The sequence below is a fragment of the Salinimicrobium sediminilitoris genome, assembly GCF_020866905.1.
Taxonomy (GTDB): Bacteria; Bacteroidota; Bacteroidia; order Flavobacteriales; family Flavobacteriaceae; genus Salinimicrobium; species Salinimicrobium sediminilitoris.
Genome location: NZ_JAIVCC010000002.1, coordinates 142,350 through 163,998, shown reverse-complemented (window position 1 = coordinate 163,998; position 21,649 = coordinate 142,350). Strand labels below are relative to the sequence as shown.

Annotated in this window: 22 protein-coding genes; all 22 read left to right on the top strand. The window is 35.3% G+C overall.

The genetic code is table 11. The features are described 5' to 3' along the window. The first annotated feature begins 138 nt into the window (after positions 1 to 138). The 22 genes from pseB (at position 139) to LA313_RS02415 (ending at position 21,584) form a co-directional block, all read left to right on the top strand. Positions 139 to 1,170, top strand: a complete 1,032-nt coding sequence (gene pseB, locus LA313_RS02520) for a UDP-N-acetylglucosamine 4,6-dehydratase (inverting) (protein ID WP_228913039.1) — start codon at positions 139 to 141, stop codon at positions 1,168 to 1,170. Continuing rightward, on the top strand, positions 1,160 to 2,377 hold the full coding sequence (gene pseC / locus LA313_RS02515; RefSeq protein ID WP_228913038.1) for a UDP-4-amino-4,6-dideoxy-N-acetyl-beta-L-altrosamine transaminase: 1,218 nt from the start codon (positions 1,160 to 1,162) through the stop codon (positions 2,375 to 2,377). The genes pseB and pseC overlap by 11 nt, the downstream gene beginning before the upstream one ends. Beyond that, positions 2,364 to 3,200 (top strand): aldo/keto reductase, encoded by an 837-nt coding sequence (locus tag LA313_RS02510; RefSeq protein WP_228913037.1) that lies wholly within the window; start codon positions 2,364 to 2,366, stop codon positions 3,198 to 3,200. The genes pseC and LA313_RS02510 overlap by 14 nt, the downstream gene beginning before the upstream one ends. Then, positions 3,185 to 4,081, top strand: a complete 897-nt coding sequence (locus tag LA313_RS02505) for a Gfo/Idh/MocA family oxidoreductase (RefSeq protein ID WP_228913036.1) — start codon at positions 3,185 to 3,187, stop codon at positions 4,079 to 4,081. The genes LA313_RS02510 and LA313_RS02505 overlap by 16 nt, the downstream gene beginning before the upstream one ends. Next, positions 4,066 to 5,004 (top strand): Gfo/Idh/MocA family protein, encoded by a 939-nt coding sequence (locus LA313_RS02500; protein WP_228913035.1) that lies wholly within the window; start codon positions 4,066 to 4,068, stop codon positions 5,002 to 5,004. The genes LA313_RS02505 and LA313_RS02500 overlap by 16 nt, the downstream gene beginning before the upstream one ends. Next, positions 4,991 to 5,698 (top strand): acylneuraminate cytidylyltransferase family protein, encoded by a 708-nt coding sequence (locus LA313_RS02495; RefSeq protein ID WP_228913034.1) that lies wholly within the window; start codon positions 4,991 to 4,993, stop codon positions 5,696 to 5,698. The genes LA313_RS02500 and LA313_RS02495 overlap by 14 nt, the downstream gene beginning before the upstream one ends. Next, a complete protein-coding gene (locus LA313_RS02490) occupies positions 5,691 to 6,227 on the top strand; it encodes a GNAT family N-acetyltransferase (RefSeq protein WP_228913033.1) in 537 nt (178 codons plus the stop codon). The genes LA313_RS02495 and LA313_RS02490 overlap by 8 nt, the downstream gene beginning before the upstream one ends. Continuing rightward, a complete protein-coding gene (locus tag LA313_RS02485) occupies positions 6,224 to 7,219 on the top strand; it encodes a hypothetical protein (protein ID WP_228913032.1) in 996 nt (331 codons plus the stop codon). Before LA313_RS02490 ends, LA313_RS02485 begins: the two co-directional genes overlap by 4 nt. Positions 7,220 to 7,251: 32 nt before the next feature. Beyond that, positions 7,252 to 8,271 carry a pseudaminic acid synthase gene (gene pseI, locus LA313_RS02480; protein WP_228913031.1) on the top strand — a complete coding sequence of 340 codons (1,020 nt, stop codon included), beginning with the start codon at positions 7,252 to 7,254 and terminating at the stop codon, positions 8,269 to 8,271. A gap of 15 nt (positions 8,272 to 8,286) precedes the next feature. Then, complete coding sequence (locus LA313_RS02475) at positions 8,287 to 8,967, top strand: methionyl-tRNA formyltransferase (RefSeq protein WP_228913030.1); 681 nt, start codon at positions 8,287 to 8,289, stop codon at positions 8,965 to 8,967. Then, positions 8,945 to 9,655, top strand: a complete 711-nt coding sequence (locus tag LA313_RS02470; RefSeq protein WP_228913029.1) for a PIG-L deacetylase family protein — start codon at positions 8,945 to 8,947, stop codon at positions 9,653 to 9,655. Before LA313_RS02475 ends, LA313_RS02470 begins: the two co-directional genes overlap by 23 nt. Positions 9,656 to 9,689: 34 nt before the next feature. Further along, on the top strand, positions 9,690 to 10,700 hold the full coding sequence (gene pseG, locus LA313_RS02465; protein ID WP_228913028.1) for a UDP-2,4-diacetamido-2,4,6-trideoxy-beta-L-altropyranose hydrolase: 1,011 nt from the start codon (positions 9,690 to 9,692) through the stop codon (positions 10,698 to 10,700). A 95-nt stretch (positions 10,701 to 10,795) separates the two neighbouring features. Then, complete coding sequence (gene pseI / locus LA313_RS02460) at positions 10,796 to 11,788, top strand: pseudaminic acid synthase (protein ID WP_228913027.1); 993 nt, start codon at positions 10,796 to 10,798, stop codon at positions 11,786 to 11,788. An 11-nt stretch (positions 11,789 to 11,799) separates the two neighbouring features. After that, the gene (locus LA313_RS02455) at positions 11,800 to 12,804 is read left to right on the top strand and encodes an alpha-2,8-polysialyltransferase family protein (RefSeq protein ID WP_228913026.1); all 1,005 of its coding nucleotides are present in this window, start codon (positions 11,800 to 11,802) and stop codon (positions 12,802 to 12,804) included. 8 nt (positions 12,805 to 12,812) lie between these two features. Beyond that, positions 12,813 to 13,688 carry a glycosyltransferase family 2 protein gene (locus LA313_RS02450; RefSeq protein ID WP_228913025.1) on the top strand — a complete coding sequence of 292 codons (876 nt, stop codon included), beginning with the start codon at positions 12,813 to 12,815 and terminating at the stop codon, positions 13,686 to 13,688. 4 nt (positions 13,689 to 13,692) lie between these two features. After that, positions 13,693 to 14,838, top strand: coding sequence for a glycosyltransferase family 4 protein (locus LA313_RS02445; protein ID WP_228913024.1), 1,146 nt, complete (start codon positions 13,693 to 13,695; stop codon positions 14,836 to 14,838). Between the two features lie 22 nt (positions 14,839 to 14,860). Beyond that, complete coding sequence (locus LA313_RS02440) at positions 14,861 to 15,730, top strand: polysaccharide deacetylase family protein (RefSeq protein ID WP_228913023.1); 870 nt, start codon at positions 14,861 to 14,863, stop codon at positions 15,728 to 15,730. Between the two features lie 16 nt (positions 15,731 to 15,746). After that, a complete protein-coding gene (locus tag LA313_RS02435) occupies positions 15,747 to 16,616 on the top strand; it encodes a GNAT family N-acetyltransferase (RefSeq protein WP_228913022.1) in 870 nt (289 codons plus the stop codon). A 12-nt stretch (positions 16,617 to 16,628) separates the two neighbouring features. Continuing rightward, positions 16,629 to 17,750, top strand: a complete 1,122-nt coding sequence (locus LA313_RS02430; RefSeq protein WP_228913021.1) for a glycosyltransferase family 4 protein — start codon at positions 16,629 to 16,631, stop codon at positions 17,748 to 17,750. 202 nt (positions 17,751 to 17,952) lie between these two features. After that, the gene (locus LA313_RS02425; RefSeq protein ID WP_228913020.1) at positions 17,953 to 18,813 is read left to right on the top strand and encodes a hypothetical protein; all 861 of its coding nucleotides are present in this window, start codon (positions 17,953 to 17,955) and stop codon (positions 18,811 to 18,813) included. Positions 18,814 to 19,059: 246 nt separating this feature from the next. After that, positions 19,060 to 20,247 (top strand): hypothetical protein, encoded by a 1,188-nt coding sequence (locus LA313_RS02420; protein ID WP_228913019.1) that lies wholly within the window; start codon positions 19,060 to 19,062, stop codon positions 20,245 to 20,247. 227 nt (positions 20,248 to 20,474) lie between these two features. Next, the gene (locus LA313_RS02415; protein WP_228913018.1) at positions 20,475 to 21,584 is read left to right on the top strand and encodes a glycosyltransferase; all 1,110 of its coding nucleotides are present in this window, start codon (positions 20,475 to 20,477) and stop codon (positions 21,582 to 21,584) included. Positions 21,585 to 21,649: the final 65 nt, after the last annotated feature.

Sequence of the window (21,649 nt, the reverse complement as noted above, 5' to 3'; positions counted from 1 at the left end):
CCAGAGTTGGCTAATAGCGATTTTTAATCCCAATACTGATTGGATTTCCTGTTAAAGTATAATTAAATTACCTGATCTTATCTCACGTTGAGTTTTAAAGTTTTTATCTTTAAAAATTCTTAAAAATGATACTCATATATGTTAGATTTATCTGGTAAATCTGTCCTTATTACGGGCGGAACAGGTTCCTTAGGAAAAGCATTAACTGCACATATTCTAAAAAAATCCCCTCAGATTAAAAGACTCGTCATTTTCTCCAGAGATGAGCAAAAACAATTTGAAATGGCACAGGATTATCCTTCCTCCGAATTCCCTCAACTTCGTTTTTTTATAGGGGATGTGAGGGATTATGAAAGGGTGAAGAGAGCTTTTCGTGGAGTGGATTATGTAATTCATGCGGCAGCTATGAAGCATGTCCCAATCGCCGAATACAACCCAATGGAATGTGTGAAAACTAATATTCTTGGGGCAGAAAATATAATCAATGCCTGTACCGATACAGGAGTGAAATCAGTGGTGGCCTTGTCAACAGACAAAGCAGCGGCGCCAGTCAATTTATATGGTGCTACAAAACTGGCTTCCGATAAATTATTTGTTGCAGCCAATAATATTGTGGGATCTAACCCTATTCGTTTTTCTGTCGTTAGATATGGTAATGTAATGGGGTCCAATGGTTCTGTGATTCCTTTCTTTCTTAGAAAAAGGAAAGAAGGAATTCTTCCTATTACCGATCCTACCATGACCCGCTTTAATATTTCATTGCAGGGTGGCGTGGATATGGTCATGCATGCCCTTGAGAATGCCTGGGGTGGTGAAATTTTTGTCCCGAAGATTCCTTCATATAAAATTACAGATGTGGCCGAAGCGATAGGGCCCGACTGTGAAAAACCGGTAATTGGGATTCGCCCAGGAGAAAAAATACATGAAGAAATGATTACTTCTTCAGATTCCTTCTATACCTATGACCTGGGGAAATATTACGTCATCGTTCCTACTACCCATCGCTGGAAAGTTGAAGATTTTGTAAATGAATTCAATGCAGAAAAAGTACCCATGGGCTTTCGGTATAATTCTGGAGAAAATACAGAGTGGGAGTCTGTAGATAAATTGAGAAAATTAATCAAGGAGCACGTGGATCCTACATTTGAAGTGCCGGCTTATGAGAAATAGTATTCCTTATGGTAGACAAAATATCACTCAGGAAGATATTGAAATTGTAATCGAAACTCTTAAATCAGATTATTTAACCCAGGGTCCAAGGATTGCCGAATTTGAAAAGGCTTTTGGGCAATATTGCGGGAGTAAATATGCGGTTGCAGTCTCCAATGGAACTGCAGCATTACATCTTTGCGCATTGGCTTTAAATGTAAGGGAGGGAGATAAAGTGATTACCACACCAATAACTTTTGCGGCATCAGCCAATTGTGTTAGATATTGTGGGGGAGAGGTAGTTTTTGTCGATATAGATCCGGAAACTTACCTACTGGATATTGAAAAAGTTCGTAAACTACTTGAATTTTCTCCAAAAGGTACTTATAAGGGAATTATTCCTGTAGATTTTGCCGGCAGGGCTGTAGACTTGGAAAAATACAGGTCTTTGGCAGATGAATATAATCTTTGGATCATCGAAGATTCCTGTCATGCACCCGGTGGTTTTTTTACTGATTCTTTAGGTAATAAGCAGGTGTGTGGCAACGGAAAATTTGCAGATCTTTCTATTTTCTCCTTTCACCCCGTTAAACATATTGCCAGTGGCGAAGGAGGGATGATCACTACAGATGATAAGGGCCTGTATGAAAAATTACTTCAGCTAAGAACCCACGGAATAGTAAAAGATGATGAAAAATATCAAAATTCAGTAGAATTTGCCCAGGGGACTGAAAAATCTCAATTCTCAGATCTTAATTCTCAAGTCTATCCCGGATGGTACATGGAAATGCAGGATTTGGGGTATAACTATAGAATAACCGACTTCCAGGCTGCTTTAGGATTGAGCCAGCTAAAAAGAGCAGATGAAGGACTGGAGCGACGCCGGGAAATAGCTTTAAAGTATGAACAGGCTTTCAGGGAAAAAGAGTTTATAAAGGGACAGTCCGGTATAGTAAAGGGACATGCATATCATTTATATGTCATTGAAGTTGAAGACAGGCTTGGATTATACAATTTTTTAAGGGAACAGAAAATTTTTGCTCAAATACACTATATTCCATGTCACCTGATGCCTTATTACCGGGAGCGGGGATGGAAAGAAGGTGACTTGCCTAATTCCGAAACCTATTATAGAAACTGTATTAGTTTACCTATGTTTCCTGCTCTTACGGATGATGAACAATCTTTTGTAATTGAAAAAGTCAATTCTTTTTATGATAAAAAATAAAATTGGATTAGGGACGGTACAATTCGGCTTACCTTATGGTATTTCAAATACCAAAGGACAAACTTCCCCTCAAGAAGTGAAGAATATTCTGGAGTTGGCGAAGAGGGAAGGAATTGATCTTCTGGATTCAGCATCAGCCTATGGAAATGCAGAAGAAATTTTAGGCAAAAATGATCTTCAGAGTTTTAGAGTGGTCTCTAAGTTCCTACCAGCTGCTGCAGGAAAAAAAATTGAAGAGCAACTTGATCAAACGCTAAATAATTTAGGCAAAAACTCATTATACGCTTATTTAGCACATAAACCTTTACATCTTTTAGGGTCTCCGGGTGAGTGGGAGCGCCTACAGGAATTTCAGCAGAAAGAAAAAATTCAAAAAATAGGCTATTCGCTTAACGAACCCGAGGAACTAGAAAGGTTACTGGATGCCGGATTAATGCCAGACCTGGTTCAAGTTCCTTACAATTACTTTGACAGGAGATTTGAGGATCAAATTGTTGAGTTGAGAAAGAATGGTTGTGAGATTCATACCAGGTCTGCTTTTTTGCAGGGCCTTTTTTTTAAAGATCCCGAAGAATTACCCGAATATTTTCAAGATGTGAAGTTAACAATTCAGGAACTACAGGAACAAAAAGAATCGCTAGCGGGGAAACTTTTGAAGTTTGTATTAGAACGATCTTTTATTGATCGGGTAATTGTAGGAGTAGAAAACAGTAATCAACTGCAACATAATCTTCAGTCTGTTTCTGCCGAAGGAAAATTACCCGAACTTAGCAAAGTAATTTCAGAAAACATTTTAATTCCTTCCAGATGGCCGAAAAAATAAAATTAGGAGTAATTGGAATGAGCGAAGGGAATGGGCATCCATACTCCTGGAGTGCTATATTTAATGGATACGATCGGGAATTTATGAAAGAATGTCCTTTTCCTGCTATTCCTGCATACCTGGAAAAACAAAATTTTCCGGAAGATGGTTTGGGGGAATTTGGGGAGGTAACTCATATTTGGACTCAGGATAGGGAAATTTCAGATCATATTGCCAAAGCTGCAAAAATTCCCCTCGTAGTACAGGAAATTGAGGACCTGATAAACAAGGTTGATGCGGTGCTTTTAGCAAGGGATGATTCTGAAAACCATCTTGAGATGGCGAGGCCATTTCTCAATGCCGGTTTACCGGTTTTTATTGATAAGCCTTTTGCGATTAAACTTTCAGATGCAGAGAAAATGCTTTCCCTTAAACAATATGAAAGTCAGATTTTCACCTGTTCTGCGATCAGATTTGCTGAGGAATTAAGGTTGACGGAGTTGGAAAAAGAGGAATTGGGGAAAATCTTATACATAGAAGCAGGAATTAGTAAATTATGGGACACCTACGCTATTCATGTTCTGGATCCCATGCTGGTACAGATTCCAGATAGAGGGGAATTAAAAGAAGTGAAGACCATTAAAAATGGTGAAATCCATCAGACTTTAATATCATGGGAGAATGTAAGTGCGTATGTAAAAGTTACCGGCCCGCATTCAACCCGACCTTCACTGATTTTTTATGGTCAAAAAGGGAAAATAGAAAAAAGTTTTTCCGATACATATTCGTGTTTTAAAAGCTCGTTACTTCACTTTATAAAACAGGTTAAAAGTAAAAAGTTACTTATAGAAGAAAAAGAAACTATGGAACTGGTAAAAATTTTAGAATGGGGAAAGAAATAAAGATATTATTGGTGGGACTGGGCTCCATAGGTAGAAGGCACCTAAAACATCTTCAAAAGATCAAAGAAGTGCGTCCTGCGGCTTTACGTACCAGGAAAGGGGAGTTGTCTAACGAAAGTGGAATTCAGGAATTTTTTAGCCTGAAGGATGCTTTAAATTTTAAGCCTGATGGTGTAATTATTTCAAATCCTACTGCCTTGCATGTTGAAACAGCACTTCCTTTCCTAAAAAATGGAATTAAAGTTCTGATAGAAAAACCTATTGATACTTCAATTGAGAATGCTGAAAAATTACGTCCATTTGAAAATTTTATCCGTGTCGCTTATTGTTTGAGGTTTCATCCTCAAATCAACTTTTTAAAAAAAACTTTTGAAGAGGAGCGACCTTTTAAAGTTGGATTTAAACGATCTTTTTATTTACCAAACTGGCATCCTTACGCCGATTACCGGAAGGAATATACAGCTTTAAAATCTTTAGGCGGGGGAGTGATTAGAACCTTGAGTCATGAGATAGACTTATCTTTGGATTGGTTTGGAATGCCCGGAGATATTGCAGGAAGAGTAGATAAAATTTCCTTTTTAGATATTGATACCGATGATTATGCTTTTTTCACCTTTAAAAGCGGAAAAAATACCCGGATAAATTTTGAATTGGATTTTTTCTCTCCTGCTAATGTTAATCAGGGAGAAGCATTTACGGTTAATGGCAAGTATGAATGGAGTAGTCAGGGTGTATATTTTACATCTTATGAGAAGGGAGAAAGAGAAATGGTTTTTTCAATTCCCCCTGAAGAACACCTGGAAATGTATCAAAATCAAATGGAAGATTTTTATGATTTTATAAAAACCGGGGAAAGTAAAAATACCAGTCTGGAAGAAGGAATAAATGTCTTAAAAATAATTGAGCAAGTTGAAAACAAATAGAAAAGTAATTGCAATTATACCGGCACGGGGTGGCTCAAAAAGAGTTCCCAAAAAGAATATTATCGATTTTAATGGAAAGCCCCTTATTGCCTGGACCATAGAAGCAGCAATGGAATCAGGCTTATTCGACAAAATTATAGTAAGTACAGATTCTGAAGAAATCGCTGAAGTTTCTAAAAAATTTGGTGCCGAAGTGCCTTTTTTGAGGGATACTGCCGCAGATGATCACAGTCCGGTAAGTGACGCCACCCTCCGAACCATCCTGCAATTAGAGGAGCAAGGGGAGTTTTATGATGATGTGGTACAGTTATTTGCTGTTTGTCCATTGCGGAACGCGGGAGATATCAAAAACAGTTATAATTTTTTCTTAGATAAGAATGTTCCATTTGCACTTTCCTGCTATAGGTATGTCTGGATGAATCCATGGTGGGCGGTAACCCTGGATAAAGAAAATAAACCTGATTGGATATTTAAGGATAAAAGAAAGAGATCCCAGGATCTACCTGATCTTTACTCACCTACAGGAGCTATCTGGATCGGAAAAGTAAGTAATTTAAAAAAGGAAAAATCTTTTTATGGGAAAGGTCATGTGTTTTGGGAAATGGATTGGAAAAGAGCGGTAGATATTGATAACTATGATGATATTGAACTGGCTACAGCTTTAATGAGTCTAGGTGTAAAAGGCAATGAATAGGTTTAAAACTAAAAAGGAATTTATTAATGGATTGGCGGATTTGGAGGCGCCGAAAGGCTTTTCATGGGATCTTATAGGAGAAAAATATGCCCCCGATATAGTGAGGTGGAGAAATGATCCGGAAATTCTATCTTTTATGGAAATGGATAATAAATTAAAGCTTGAAGAGCAACTAAGATTTCTGGAAAACTATGATTCTTTTGATAGAGTAGATTTAATTCTTTCGGCAAAAAAACCGGTGGGAGTATTTAATATTAAAAATTTTGAAAGTCATCCTGAATATGGTGCCATTATGGGCGAAGCTGATTATAGGGGAAAAGGTCTGGGATCTCAGGTAAAGCTCTTGATTTTTAAATATTGGTTCATTACATTGAACAAGGAAGAAATCTTTGTCAAGAACAAATTGTCAAATAATAAGGTCATAAAATCCAATGAAGGTTGGGGTTTTGAAAAATACAGAGAAGAAGGAAATTACATTATGCTCAGGTTGAAAAAACAGGATTTTCTTGATAAAAAACTTCAGTCATGAAAGTTTATTTTTTAACTGAATATTCTAAAAATGTAGGTTTTGGACATTTAAGCAGATGTTCCTCCCTGGCAGATGCTTTTCTTTTAAAAAATTATGAGGTTCTATTTTTAATAAGGGAGTGGACAGATGAATTGCTGGAACTTGATTATCCGAAGAAAAGAATAGAGTGGAAAGACATAGATCAGTTAAAAGCACTAGTCTCTGAAGAAGATCTTATTGTTTTTGATTCATACAGAGTAGATAAAGAAGTTATTGACTCTATTGCTGCAAAATTTACCCATGTAGCTTCAATTGCCGATTCAAAGATGAATTATGCCAGCAATGGGGTGGTAGTAATTGGAAGTGTTTATGGAAAGGAAATTGATTTTCCCTCGTATGTAAATGGAACAGAGTATTTAGCAGGACCCGAATACGTGCTTTTCCGGAAGATATTCTGGAACATTGAAAAAAGAAAATTAAGAGACTCAATTGAAACGGTACTAGTTAGTCTTGGAGGTCACGCTAACAAGAGGGTGCTGGAAAAAATAATAAGCGTTTTATCGATCCATTTAGATTCTGCAAGCATAAAAATTTTAGGTCATGCAGATATTGAATTTTCGGAAAGGACAAAAAATTTGGGCTTTTTAAAACCTTCAGATTTGTTAGAAGAATACCTTACTGCAGATCTGGTGGTCACCAATGGAGGACAAAGTCTTAACGAGGTTATTCTGCTGGGAATTCCTGCAATTGGTATTTCTATTTTCGATAATCAAAGTAGGAATTTGCACACCTGGAACAAATTGGGAGTGCTAAAGAACTATTTAGATGCAGATTCTGAAAGTTTTCCTGAAGATCTGGAAGACTCCATTACTGATATTAAGAATCTTTCCGCTCGTATGCGACGAACTTCAAAAGGGAATGGAATCTTGGACGATAAAGGCGCTTTAAGAGTAGTAGAGCACATAGAACAAAAATGGAAGAACATAGAGGAGGATGGTTTTGAGAAACGATAGCCATCTTTCTAGAAAAACAAATAAAAGGAAAAATGAAAGAAAGCAATTTATATATTATAGCAGAACTTTCTGCCAATCACAACAATGACTTTAATTTGGCAGTAAAGACCATTGAAGCCATGGCTAAAGCTGGAGCTGACGCGGTAAAAGTTCAGACCTATACTGCAGATGCGATGACTATAGATGTAAAGGATGAAGATAACCCTTATTTTAAACCAAAAGAATCGGGTTTGTGGAAAGGTTATCGTCTTTACGATCTTTACACCGAAGCCTCAATGCCTTATGAATGGCAGCCAAAGCTTCAGAAAATAACTGAAGATCTGGGGATGGAATTTTTCAGTTCTCCTTTCGACATTAAGGGGGTTGATTTTCTTGAGACGCTAAATGTTCCCAAGTATAAAATCGCATCTTTTGAAATTACCGATATACCTTTAATTAAGCATGCAGCTTCCAAAAAAAAACCCATGATCATTTCTACCGGTCTTGCGGAGATTGAGGATATTGAGTTGGCGGTACAAGCTTGTAGAGAGGTAGGGAATGATGATATAACATTGTTGAAATGTACTTCTCAATATCCTGCTACAGTGGAGGACGCCAATCTCTTAACTATTCCCGATCTTGAACAAAGATTTAAGGTAAAGGTCGGGGTTTCTGACCATACGATGGGTAGTATAGTTCCCATAGTAGCTGTTAGTCTTGGTGCTAAAGTTATCGAGAAGCATTTTATTTTAGATCGCTCATTGGGTGGGGCAGATTCAGCTTTCTCTATGGAACCGGAGGAATTTGCTGAAATGGTGAAAGCAGTACGGGAAGCAGAAAAAGCATTGGGAGAAGTCGTTTACGAAGTAACTGAACCTAATAAACTACGACGCAGATCACTTTTTGTTGTTAAAGACATAAAACAAGGGGAGATTTTTACAGAAGAACATATAAGGTCTATTCGACCGGGTCATGGACTTGCTCCCAAGTATTATGAAATTGTATTGGGACAGAAAGCGATGCAAGATATTAAGAGAGGTGAGCCTCTAAAAGAAGAACATTTTTCTAGTTAGATAAAAATACAAGGAATGAAATCATTTATAATTTTATCTGAAAAGAAATGGCATAAAGCACTTTTTGATGGATTAAAAGAAAGAAATCCAGATTTTAACTGGATTCTCCTAGACAAAAAAGATGATTTTTCTCTTGATAAGTTACAAACAATTGAGCCTGAAAAGATATTTATTCCTCATTGGTCTTATATTATACCTGCAGAAATTTATGAAAATTTCGAGTGTGTAATTTTTCATGAAACAGATCTACCTTTTGGTCGGGGTGGCAGTCCGATCCAGAACTTAATTTCCAGGGGCATTAATGACACAAAAATTTCTGCATTAAAAGCTGGAAAAGGTTTAGATACGGGGCCAGTATACTTAAAAAGAGAATTAAATCTTAATGGTACAACGAGAGAAATATTTATTAGGTGTTCCGCCATAATCCGTGAAATGATCGAGGAAATAATTTATAATGAAGTAACGCCTTTGCCACAGGAAGGAGAAGTTGTAAATTTCAAAAGGAGAAAGCCTGAAGATGGGAATCTAAACTACCTTAAAGAAGTTAAAAAAATGTATGATTACATAAGGATGTTAGATTGTGAGGGATATCCTCCAGCATTTATTGAAAACGAACACTTTCGTTTTGAATTTACAAGAGCTTCCTTACAATCAGATAAAGAAATACTGGCAGATGTTAGAATCATTAAAAAATAAAAGAATTTTAGTAGTTGCAGCACATCCCGATGATGAACTCTTAGGATTAGGAGCAACTATGTATCAACTGAATAAATATTACTCTTGCAAAACCCGCGTGGTCATTTTGGGAGAGGGAATAACTTCAAGAGCTGATGAAAGAGACCCTGAAGTGTGGGAAAAAGAATTGAGGATTCATAATGAGAATATAAAAAGTGCGCAGCAGGCAATAGGCTATAATTCCGTAAAAACCTATAATTTGCCAGATAACAGGTTTGATACCGTACCGCTTTTAGACATTATAAAAATTATTGAAAAAGAAAAGAACGATTTTCAACCTGAAGTGGTTTTTACTCATCATGGTGGTGATGTAAATATTGATCATCAACGTACCTTTGAAGCGGTGGTAACAGCCACACGTCCCGTAAAAGGTGAAGTTGTGAGAACAATTATTACATATGAGACTCCTTCAGGTACCGAATGGCGTGCATCTACAGACCCGAGACATTTTATTCCAAATATGTTCGTGGAAGTTAATGAAGAGGCTGTAAAAGCAAAAATAGCAGGTATGGAAAGCTATGAATTTGAAAAAAGGAAGTATCCCCATCCAAGATCACCTGAGGCTTTAAAAATTCATGCACAGCGGTGGGGAATAGTAGTGGGAAAAGAATTTGCTGAGGCATTTTCAATTGTAAGATGTATATCTTGATTTTTTAAAAACTTTCTTAAAGGGGGGATTTCCAATGGATCAAATTTTCATACGAGTTGACGGTAATGTCGAGTGGGGTATTGGGCATTTAATTAGAAGTTTAGGCTTAGCTCATATGCTAAAAAAAGAATTTTATGTCCATTTTTTTTGTCTCCATGTGCCCCAGAGTATCGCAGAGGAAATTCGAAAAGACTTTATATTCCATAAAATATCTACCGAGGAAGAATTTTTGTCGGAAATCACTGGAGCAGAAATAGTTGTTCTTGACCACTATCGCTTAGGTTCTTCCTATCAAAAAAAAATAAAAAATTTGGGAGCAAAATTGGTATGTATAGACGATAAACATGATCAGGAATTTTTTGCCGACCTAATTATCAATCATTCTCCTGCAGTACAAGTTAACCATTATAAAGCTCAAGATTATACTTCTTTTGCCTTAGGACCTGAATATGCATTGCTAAGGCCTTCTTTTTTTAAAAATTTTCATGAAATAGAAAAGAAATTTTCCAAGAAAAACATATTTATCTGTTTTGGAGGAGCAGATTATAAGAATATCTCAAAACAAATTCTTGAGCAGGTAAGTTCTTTTGACTATTTTGAACAAATTACTGTAGTAGTTGGACCAGCTTACCTTCACCAAAAATCTCTAAAAAGTTTGGTGGATGAAGATGAGCGAATTAATTTATTGGATTCAATTAATGAGGAAGAGATGCTATTAGCAATGGCAACTTCGGGGTTAGCCATTGTTCCTGCGAGTAATGTGTTATATGAAGTAGCGGTAACAGGTGCTCAACCTATAATTTACTTTAATGCAAATGTACAGCATGAATTACATGAATATCTTTTGAATAATAGCAGGGCTCCTTGTTTAGATGTGCATGATTTTGATCCACACGCTTTAAAAGTAGCTATAATCAAATCTCTGAATCTTAATAACAAAGAACCTTTCTTTCTCAGAGAAAAGATCTTAAATTCTCCAGGTAATAATTTAAAAAAAATTAGGCAATTGGTGAATTCTTCAGCTTCAAAAATTAGAATTCGATAAATAAAGTGGTAATATTTAAGGTTTAGATGGCCGTAAAATAAAATAAAATGGAAATTGCAAATTTTAGGATCAAAAAGGGAGGACCGGTTTTTATAGTGGCAGAATTATCTGCCAATCATGGTGGAGATATTGAAATTGCCAAGGAATCTATAAGAGCGGCTAAACGGGCAGGGGCAAATGCGGTTAAGCTTCAAACCTACACCGCTGATTCTATGACCATTAATGTTAAAAGAGATGATTTTAAATTAAAGCAAGGGACAGCCTGGGATGGTTATTACCTTTATGATCTGTACAAATTAGCATACACTCCATGGGAGTGGCATCAGGAATTGTTTAGAACTGCAAAACAAGAAAATATAATTTGCTTTTCCAGTCCATTTGATTTTAAAGCAATTGAATTACTAGAAGAATTAAACACTCCGGCTTATAAAATTGCTTCTTTTGAAATTACAGACATTCCATTAATTGAGGAGGTGGCGTCCAAAAAAAAACCTGTAATTATTTCTACAGGAATTGCCGGTGAAGATGATATTGCTCTGGCCATAGAAACTTGTAAAAAAATGAGAAATAATAACATTGCCCTCTTGAAATGTACTTCTCAGTATCCGGCACCAATTGATGATGCAAATTTGAGTATGATACGAGATCTGGCCAGAAAGTACAATGTGATAAGTGGTCTTTCCGATCACACCATAGGAAATACGGCTCCGATTGCCGCCACTTGTTTAGGGGCACAAATTATTGAAAAACATTTTATTTTAAATAAGGAAGTAGGAGGGCCTGATTCTTCTTTTTCAATGGATGAAATAGAATTTACTTCTATGGTTAAAGCAGTTCGGGAAGCCGAAAAAGTGGTGGGCAATATTGACTATAAACTTAGCGAAAATCAAAAAATTGCCAGGGAATTTTCAAGATCGCTTTATGTAGTTGAGGATATAAAAGCAGGAGAAGATTTTACAACAAAGAATGTGAGGTCTATCAGGCCGGGTTATGGTTTGCATCCCCGCTACTTCAATGAAATTCTTGGTAAAACATCTTCAAAAAATATTGAGCGAGGTACAGCTTTAACAGAAGAGCATCTGGATTAAAATTTTGATATATGACCCGAAGAAAAAGGCTTTTCATTATCGCGAATACCACGCATTACCTTAATATTAAAACTTATATTAAAACCCATTCACCAGCAGATAATTTTGTAGTTCTTACCATACGGCGTTTTAAAGGCTACAGCGATTTTTATGATAGAATAAAGCATGATCCTGATTTTGAATTACTTAAAATTATATTTGTCGATCAGAAAAAGAAATTTCCTTTTCATTATTTAGATATTTTCTCCATTATGGGGAATATAAAAGGAGTAAAACAAAAACACCCTGAATTTGACGAAGTTCTTTTTTCCAATTACAATTCCTGGGTTCAGCATTATCTGCTAAATCAATATAAGCTTATTAAGCCTATACTTATTAGTGATGGAACCGGAATTTTTACAATTGCTGATTTAAGAAAAACCAGTATTGCAATTCCTTTTGCGGGGAGTAAATTTTTTATTAATAAGGTTTTGGGGCTAAAACCACTCGAGAGCTTACATTTTTATTCCCAGGTACCTGTAAATGTTCCCGACCATGATTCAGTAGAAATTTTCGGGTTTTCAGCATCAAATTCAACTACTGTTGATGAAGAAAAGGTTTATTTTGTTGGAAGTCCTCTGGTGGAATTAGGATACCTTGAAAAGCAAAATCATATTGATTTTCTTCACCGGATAAAAAACCAGTTTGAGAATAGTAATTTTATCTATTTTTCTCATCGTAGAGAAAAGGAAGAGAATCTTGAGGATTACAAATTTTTGGGGAAAATCACGCGAGATAGTATTCCGTTTGAAGAAAGAATGGAGAAAGAGGAAGAATTACCTGGAATAGTTATCTCATATATTTCCTCTATTTTAATTAATCTACCTCAGGTGTATCCACAGGTAAAGTTTTACTATCGATCTTTAGATAAAAATGATCTTAACATCAATATGAACTTCAAAGAAAGGTATATTGAATTGACGGAAAATTTCAAAAAAATGGAAGGAGATAATTTCAAAGAATTAAAAGTTCAATAATTAAATTTATGAGGAATTTTTCAGTTATAATACCTACCTACAATAATGCAGTTACAGTAATAAGATCTATTAATTGTGTTATTAACCAAACCTTCACCAATTGGGAATTAGTGATTGTAGATGATGGTTCAACGGACGATACAGAAAAACAAATTTCACCATTCTTAGAAGATGATCGAATAAAATATATAAAACAGAAGAATCAGGGAGTTACTGTAGCGAGAAACAAAGGAGCTTCCGTAACAACAGGAGAGTTTATTTGTTTTCTCGATAGTGATGACGTAGTAAGTGAGAATTGGTTACAAGATTTTTATGATGTGAAGAATGCTAAAACAGGTTATATAAGTTGTGGTTACATCATAAAGGGTGAAAAATTATTTCCAAGAGTGAAAAATAAAATTTCAGATGCAAAATATTCTTCTTTAGCAGGCACTTTTTCGGTAAGAAGAGATGTTTTTGATCAAATAGGTGGCTATGATATCTTATTGATACAAAGTACAAATTGGGAAATGACTGCTCGTGCTATAGAAAATTGTAAAAAACGAAACCTAGGAATTGACTATACCACGAATTGCAATTTCGAATACATTATGCATAATGATCCTATGTATACAAATAATCGTGATAGACAAAGAGCTGAGGCCACTTTATATTTACATAATAAGTATAAAGATTCAGGAATTCTTCATTTTAGAAAAAATGGGTTTTTAAAATCTTCAGCAGTAAATTATGTGAGGGTAGGTGAAATAAAAAAAAGTAGAAAGGTATTTCATAAGCTATTAAAAGAAGATTTTTCATTAAAAAATGTGGCTAACTTAATAGCTTTTGAAATTCCATTCTTAAGAAGAAAATTGTGGCTGAGAAAATCTCCAAACAAAAAGTAGATAAATGAAAGTTTTATTTGTAATAGACACCATAAATGGGTCGGGTGCCGAAAGAAGCCTTGTAGAAATATCCCAACATTTTGAGAAATACACTCCGGTATTTGTACATCTATATAAAGGAGACCAATTAAAACCAAATTTGGAAGAATCGGGAATAAAAGTTTATTCCCTAAATATTCCCGGACCAAGGAATTTTTCAAAAGCAGCAAAGGAACTGGAAAAAACCTATGATAAGGAAAAACCAGATATTATCCATTCCACCTTGTTCCGGTCAGATGCGGTGACCCGTAAACTTAAATCAAAATATGATATTCCGCTGGTAAGCAGCTTTGTGAACAATTCTTATAATAAATTAAGGTTTCAAAATCAACCACTTTCTATGCAACTTAAGTTAAAACTGGTTCAGTTTTACGATACCTATACTTCAAAAAAAGTTGATTTTTTTATCTCTAATTCAGAAACCATTAAAACATCCAAAGCTAAATCTACCAACGTGAATTTAGATAAGGTTAAGGTGATTTACAGGGGAAGGGATGTGGATAAGTTTGCAAACGTAGGGAAGACAGAAGAGTTGATAGGGTTAAAAAGATCCCTAGGAATAATAAATCAAAACGTACTCTTAAATGTTAGCAGGCTTATTGAAAGAAAAGGGCAATTGGACCTTGTAAATGCCATGCCGGCTATTTTAAAAAAATTTCCTGATACGGTGCTTTTAATTGCAGGCCACGGGGTTTTTGAAGAAAAATTAAAGAACCGGACAAAGGAACTTGGTATCGAAGATAAAATCAAGGTATTGGGAAGACGACGGGACGTTCCACAACTACTGGCAATTGCAGATCTTTTTGTATATCCAAGTTATTTCGAAGGTTTGCCAGGAGCCCTTATTGAAGCAATGCTGTCTGAAAAGATAATTGTATGTTCAGATATTCCCGAAAATATGGAATGTGTGAATGACAAATCGGCCATTATTTTTAAAAGGGGAAATGTTGAATATTTAACCCAAAATGTCGTAAAGGTACTGGGAAATAGGCAGCAATTCGAACCTTTGGGAAAAGAAGCAAGGAAGATTGCCGTAAAGAAATTTGATATAGACAAGGTTGCTATGGAATATGAAAAAACCTACGATCAATTACTTGGTGTAAAAATTTAATGAAAATAAGTAAGGATCTATAATGAGGGAAAAATTATACAGTGTTTTAAGTAAATTTCATTTCTTCTTTAAAAAGAAGTATGCCCGGCAATTGAGAGTGCTGGCATACCATAAAGTACCGGATGAAGTAGCCTTCGAAAAGCAGGTAATATATCTAAAATCCCAGTATAACATCATAGGTATTCCCCAACTACTTTCCCATTTTGAGGAAAAAACGCCTCTGCCTAAAAATGCCCTGTTAATAACCTTTGATGACGGTGATATTAGTGTTTTAAGGAATGGATTACCAGTCTTAAAAAAATACGGTTTAAGCAGTTCTTTGTTTATTATTACCGGTCTTGTAAATACTTCTGAAGATGTATGGATAAAAAGAGTAGAGGCAAAGGAGATGAAAGAAGGAAAAACATACCGGCAGGCCAGGGAAATGGTGAAGCATTTTAAACAACTATTAAATGCAGAACGCATTGAAAGGATGAAGGATTATCCCAAGGTTTTTGCTGAACAATTAAACAGTGATGATTTAAAAGAAATGCAAAGAAGTGGGATGTTTATAGGTAACCATACCCATACCCATCCTATGTTGGACAGGTGTACCACAGATGAGATTTCAGAAGAATTAATTAAGGGAATGAAGGTCTTCGAGGAGTTACACTTACCGGGCTTTAATATATTTGCTTATCCAAATGGCAATGCCGATAAACAAACCACTAAAGTACTGGCAGATTTCAACATGAAACTGGTCTTTTTATTTGACCATAAAATTAATGGTAAGATCCTAGATCCTCTTCATATCTCGCGAATTCGGGTAGATAGTGATACTGAAATGGCAGAATTTAAAGCAAAAGTATCGGGTGCCCATCCCTTTATTTTTAATTTGAGAAAAGGAGATTAAGTAAAAATTATACAATATGGAGTTTAGGGAAATTGATTATGCGCAGGATATTAATGAAATAATTGATTTGCTGAACGCTAATTTTGAGACAAATCATACAAAAGAGGCCTTTCTTTGGAAACATTTTCACAACCCTTTTGGCAAATCATATGGCTTGCTTGCAGTAGATGATCACAAGATTGTGGCTTTGAGGATGTTTATGAGGTGGGAATTTTGCTGTGACAATAAAATTATAAAAGCTATTCGTCCTGTAGATACTTGTACAGATCACGATTATAGAGGCAAAGGACTGTTTAAGAAAATTACTCTTCAGGGTCTGGAAAATATCAAAGATGAATACGATCTTATATTTAACACGCCGAATGAAAATAGTAAACCCGGCTACCTTAAAATGGGATGGAAAGAAATTAAAGGTAGTCTCACGTATAAGGTAGGTGCAATAAATTTTTTAAAGCAGGCGCAGCCTTTTAAAAATGTGAGTTCAAGTGATATAGATTTTCATAATTCCTGGTTGGAAGGCGTTTCTTGCCAAACCAATATTTCAGAGCAATACTTGGAATGGCGATATCGGGATCCAAATTATAAAATAGCTAAATTTTCAGATGGGGGAATTGTAATTTATAAGTTGACCAAACTTAAAGGAATAAATACGATCATTTTAATAGATGCTTACGGGCACCAGAAGACCCTTAATAGCAGAGTTCGTTCTGTATGTTTGAAAAATGCTGCAATGGCGGTTTATTATTTCACCAATTTAAAAAATCAGCAATTGACTTTTATTTTTAAAATAAAAAAGGGACCCCAAACGGTAGTCTGTAAAGACGACCAGTTCGGAATTAATGAAAAAATAGATTTTTCTGTAGGTGATCTTGAGGGGAGGTTATAATAAAATTAATAGATGAAAATTCTTCAATTGGTTACAAAAAGGCAATATAGGGGCGCAGAAGTTTTTGCTGCAAACTTAAGTGCAGAATTAATTAAACTTGGCCATGAAATAATATTTACGGGTTTGTATAAAAATGAAGTAAATATTCTGGAGGTGAACAAAGCAGATAACCGGGATCTTTCCCCTGCTAAAAGTGGTAGTTTCTCATTTCCCCTTCTAAGAAGCCTTGTAAACCTGATAAAGGAGAAAAAGCCCGAAATTATTCAATGCAACGGTTCAGATACTTTAAAATATATGGTCGCGGCTTCTTTTTTTATTCCTAAAACCCCAATAATTTATCGTAACATTAGTATAATTAGCGAATGGCTTTCCAATCGTCCCAAACATTTGATCTATAAAAGTATATTTAAAAGAGTGGATCATGTCTCTTCAGTAGGAGATCAGGCTATAGAAGATCTAATAACTACTTTCAATTACCCCCGAAATCAAACTTCCGTAATTAGAAGAGGAATCCCTGTTAAAGAAATTGATAATGCAAAGCAGCGGGCAATACTTATTAATGAGTTAGGTTTAAATGAAAAAGACCAAATTTCCATGCATATTGGAAATTTCAGTCCTGAGAAGAATCACCAGTTCCTTCTTAATATTTTTACAGAACTAAAGGATACCCATCCACACCTAAAGCTAATTTTAGTAGGGACGGGCGATCTTTTTGAAGAAATAGAAAAGCAAATAGCTGAAAAAGACCTGCAACAAACTATATTTTTAACCGGTTTTAGAAAGGACATTCCTGAACTACTGGCTGCTGCAGATTGTTTTCTTCTTGCGAGTAAAATCGAAGGTGTGCCGGGCGTAATCCTGGAAGCGGCCGCCCAAAAAAAACCTTCAATTGCAACGAATGTCGGCGGAGTTAGAGAGGTTTTAAAAAACGAAGAAACAGGATTTATTATTGATGACTTTGATCAAGATGAATTTGCGAGTAAACTTATTCTTCTAATGAATGATGGGGGATTGAGAGCCGAAATGGGGGAAAATGCCTACAAACTGGTTTTAACAGAGTTCAATCCAAAGAACAATGCCCAAAAGTTTGAGGATATTTATACTCATTTAAATTTAGATTATAAGAAAAATTAATTTCCGGGTACGAACAACTGTTCAGAGTTTTCCATTTATTTTAATGAATCTCAGATAAATTCCTCCAAATGATTTCCTAAAATTCTTAAATAAGAGTTGATAAAAGTCCCTGAACGATTTTATCATCCACACATCGAAAAAGCTCTTTTTTGTAATTGCGTTTAAGTAAATTTCTGAAAATTAATTACTTAAAACTTAAATTATGAAAAGGATTTTTATTTTATTTTTCATTGTGTCGCTGACAGCATGTTCGGTGGATACTGAAATTTCAGATTTGAACTCTGAATATGAGGAGCTGAATGCTACAGTAAACATATCAGAGGAAGATTGTTCCTGGATTTCTTATGATTTTGAAGAATATGGACAGGTCTCTGTTATTAATGATGAGGATTTAATTTATATCAAGCTTGTAGCATCATCAGGCTATGAATTAACTTCTGCAAAGATGCATGCTGCAGAAGTCAGTGAAAGCGGATCGAGAACGGGCAATTTTCCTACCGTAGGAAATGGCAATTTACCTCCCGGTAAGATGGAATTTAATAAAGATGCAGTAGCTGGAAGTAATGAAATCATCTTTGAACTGGATAAATTAAAATATGATAGTTCAGAAATTCTAATTGCAGTACAGGCAACTTTTACCCAGGGAGAACACACCTTTAGTGCCTGGGCAGGAGATGAAGAAGGTAAAGCAGGAGGATGGTTGTATTTTCAATATGATTTCCAAAACTGTGAGCAATGTAAAGAAGAAGTTTACGCTGGCCCAGATTATGATATTACTTTTACTACTGCATACCAAATGAAAGATTTGGATACCGGTGCAAAGATTGATAGATTTTTTGCAAATCTTGTTACAGAAAATGAGAATAACGACATAACTTTGCTACAGGGAACCTTTGAACCAAGTATACAAGATTTCAAAAATCAGTATTTAGTTGAGGGAAAGAGAGAGTTTATAATAACCTATACCGTAGGTGAAGGTGTTTGTGAAGATTCGGCTGCGATTAAAATTGAAGTTGAAGAATCAGACGAGGCGACTATAGATATTCAAGTTATAGAAGAATAGATATTTTTTTTCAAAATTATATAAGCTGCTCACATAAAAAAGGGGGCAGCTTTTTGTTTTGGATCTTTCCCATCCTTGAAGGGGATGAAAGATATGGACTACTAATAATACTTAAAATCTTACAAAGATAGTGATAAAAAGGAAAATTCCTCTCCCTTTTATCGATAATATCAGTTCTTTAGCGATTAGTTATGCAAAGACATAATCTTTGTTTTAAGTTTATATCATAAATCTAAATTAATTGCCATGAAAAAAATTTTACTATTTGCTTTAGCCATAGGCTTAATCTCCTGTTCTAAAGAGGAACTTGATTTAAATGAAACGGAATTCAATGAATTAAATGCCATTGTAGAAACCTATGGATGTGCAGGGCCTGACGATTCCAAGACCGTTACACCACAGTTTGTGAATGAAAATCTTTACACAGCAGCACGTATAAAAAGATTTTATTTAGATTTATTAGCTAATGACGTTAGTAGAAATGGGACGTTTAATCCTACAATAAGTGAAATTGCAACTGCTTATTTAGATAACCCATTAGGAGATTTCACTACAACTTATACTGTTAACGATGATATCTGTCAGGATTCTGTAAATCTAACGCTGACTGTAGCTGAGCCTGTAGAAGATGTCTGTAATGCAAATGCAGGGTCAGATCAAACACGAACTATTACTCCTGAATTTATCCAAGAAAACCTTTATACTCAGGCAAGGATTAATAGATTTTTCCTAAACATGTTGGATGAAGGAGTTAGTGAAACGGGAACATTTAATCCTACGGTTTCTGAAGTTATAAACGATTATTTAAATAATGGTTTAGGTACGTATACTACTACTTATACCGTTGGTGAAGGTGATTGCCAGGATTCAACAGATCTTACATTAATTATCGCAAAAGCTTGTGATGTAAATGCAGGTTCTGATAATACGATCACTGTAACTCCACAATATGTAGATTCAGAATTGAATACTGACGCCAAAATTGATAGATTCTTTTTGAATCTATTAGATGAGGGTATAAGTGAAACTGGTAGTTTTTCTCCTAGTATTCAGAGTATCAAGGAACAGTATATAATGAACGGCAATGGTACCTATACAACTACTTATACTGTTGGAGAAGGTAGTTGCCAGGATTCAGCTGAACTTACTCTAATTGTAGAAGATGCATGTACTATAAATGCGGGAGCAGATAAATATGTTACAGTAACTAATGCATTTGTTAAGAGTAACCTTTATACGGCAGCAAGAATTAAAAGATTTTATCTAAACCTATTAGATGCTGGTGTTAGTAAGGAAGGAACATTTGATCCTACAATTTCTCAAATTGCATCAAGTTATCTTGAAAATAATATTGGAGAATTTACGACCATTTACACTGTGGGATCAGGAGATTGTCAGGATACTGTTGATTTGACAATTAATATTGTTGAATAGATAGATGAAAATTTTATTAGAAAAGAACGCCCAAAGAGGCGTTCTTTTTTTATGTGATCAATTTTGTTCCAGTTTAAATAAATTGAATAAAAACACAGTTGATTTAACAGAACGAAAAAATTGGATGCTGATGGAGATAACTTTTAGTTTATTTTATGTGTTTTGAGGTTGGACACATTCGCTTATTCCCGTAGTTTTGTGTTTCTTCAAATCTACCTAAAAACTTAATGGGAAAAATCAAAGTACTTCACATAATTAAGTCTCTTGGAAGAGGGGGGGCAGAAATGTTACTTCCTGAAACCCTTAAATTACACGATCAAGAAAAATTTGAATTCCATTATCTTTATTTCCTTTCCTGGAAAGATCAAATGGTAGAAGCTATTAAAGCAGCGGGAGGTAAAGTGACCTGTTTCGAAGCAAGCGGAAATATCAGATTAATGTTGCAGCATAAAAAGGTATTGACCTATTGCAGAAAGGAAAAAATAGATCTTATTCACTGCCATTTACCTTGGGCGGGATTTTTAGGAAGATCTGTTCATTTTAGACTTAAGATTCCACTTTTGTATACAGAACATAATATGCAGGAAAGATATCATCCCGTTACAAGAACAATCAATAAATTGACTTTTAATTATCAGTCTGCAGCAATCGGAGTTTCTAATGATGTTTCAAATTCAATTGAACATAATATAAAACCAAAAATTCCTGTAATCACTTTATTAAACGGAGTGAATACAGATGCTTTTGTAAGGTGTCCCGGAGCTGGCGAAGATATAAGAAACCAGCTCGGAATTCCTGCCGATTCAATTGTCATAGGAAACGTGGCAGTTTTTCGGTTTCAAAAACGTATTGTTGAGTGGTTGGAGGTATTCAAAGATCTGTCTAAGAATAACAACAGGGTATATGGAATTGTAGTTGGAGCCGGACCTCTGGAGGATGAAATTAAAGCTGAAGCTAAGAAACTTGGTTTGGAGGGGAAAGTATTTTTTCCCGGACTTATTACAGAAGTTAAGCCATATTTTTCCATGATGGATATTTTTATGATGAGTTCTTCTTTTGAAGGCCTTCCTATTGCCTTACTTGAAGCTATGAGTATGGAATGTGCTGTTGTAAGTACAAATGCCGGAGGAATAAAGGAGGTGATTACCGATAAGAAAGATGGACTTTTATGTGATGTTGAAGAATGGCAGAGTTTATCTAATCTTTGTCAGGTGCTAATAGAAGATGAAGCTAAGCTATTGGATCTTAAAAAAGCTGCCCGAATGAAGGTGGTGTTAGATTTTAGTTTGGTAAGAATGGTAAAGGAACTCGAGGATCTGTATGTAGACCAAATGTGAAACTTAGGAAGGTGAATCTTATTCTTGAATGGTTTTTTGTCCTTTTGCAGATCCTATAAAGCCAA

Bases quoted from the DNA above. Each gene is read 5' to 3' on its own strand.
- LA313_RS02425 (WP_228913020.1), top strand. From the start codon at position 17,953: ATGAAAAGGATTTTTATTTTATTTTTCATTGTGTCGCTGACAGCATGT.
- LA313_RS02440 (WP_228913023.1), top strand. From the start codon at position 14,861: ATGAGGGAAAAATTATACAGTGTTTTAAGTAAATTTCATTTCTTCTTT.
- pseI (WP_228913031.1), top strand. From the start codon at position 7,252: ATGAAAGAAAGCAATTTATATATTATAGCAGAACTTTCTGCCAATCAC.
- LA313_RS02435 (WP_228913022.1), top strand. From the start codon at position 15,747: ATGGAGTTTAGGGAAATTGATTATGCGCAGGATATTAATGAAATAATT.
- LA313_RS02475 (WP_228913030.1), top strand. From the start codon at position 8,287: ATGAAATCATTTATAATTTTATCTGAAAAGAAATGGCATAAAGCACTT.
- LA313_RS02455 (WP_228913026.1), top strand. From the start codon at position 11,800: ATGACCCGAAGAAAAAGGCTTTTCATTATCGCGAATACCACGCATTAC.
- pseB (WP_228913039.1), top strand. From the start codon at position 139: ATGTTAGATTTATCTGGTAAATCTGTCCTTATTACGGGCGGAACAGGT.
- pseC (WP_228913038.1), top strand. From the start codon at position 1,160: ATGAGAAATAGTATTCCTTATGGTAGACAAAATATCACTCAGGAAGAT.
- LA313_RS02485 (WP_228913032.1), top strand. From the start codon at position 6,224: ATGAAAGTTTATTTTTTAACTGAATATTCTAAAAATGTAGGTTTTGGA.
- LA313_RS02505 (WP_228913036.1), top strand. From the start codon at position 3,185: ATGGCCGAAAAAATAAAATTAGGAGTAATTGGAATGAGCGAAGGGAAT.
- pseG (WP_228913028.1), top strand. From the start codon at position 9,690: ATGGATCAAATTTTCATACGAGTTGACGGTAATGTCGAGTGGGGTATT.
- LA313_RS02490 (WP_228913033.1), top strand. From the start codon at position 5,691: ATGAATAGGTTTAAAACTAAAAAGGAATTTATTAATGGATTGGCGGAT.
- LA313_RS02510 (WP_228913037.1), top strand. From the start codon at position 2,364: ATGATAAAAAATAAAATTGGATTAGGGACGGTACAATTCGGCTTACCT.
- LA313_RS02430 (WP_228913021.1), top strand. From the start codon at position 16,629: ATGAAAATTCTTCAATTGGTTACAAAAAGGCAATATAGGGGCGCAGAA.
- LA313_RS02500 (WP_228913035.1), top strand. From the start codon at position 4,066: ATGGGGAAAGAAATAAAGATATTATTGGTGGGACTGGGCTCCATAGGT.
- LA313_RS02450 (WP_228913025.1), top strand. From the start codon at position 12,813: ATGAGGAATTTTTCAGTTATAATACCTACCTACAATAATGCAGTTACA.
- LA313_RS02470 (WP_228913029.1), top strand. From the start codon at position 8,945: ATGTTAGAATCATTAAAAAATAAAAGAATTTTAGTAGTTGCAGCACAT.
- LA313_RS02415 (WP_228913018.1), top strand. From the start codon at position 20,475: ATGGGAAAAATCAAAGTACTTCACATAATTAAGTCTCTTGGAAGAGGG.
- LA313_RS02445 (WP_228913024.1), top strand. From the start codon at position 13,693: ATGAAAGTTTTATTTGTAATAGACACCATAAATGGGTCGGGTGCCGAA.
- LA313_RS02420 (WP_228913019.1), top strand. From the start codon at position 19,060: ATGAAAAAAATTTTACTATTTGCTTTAGCCATAGGCTTAATCTCCTGT.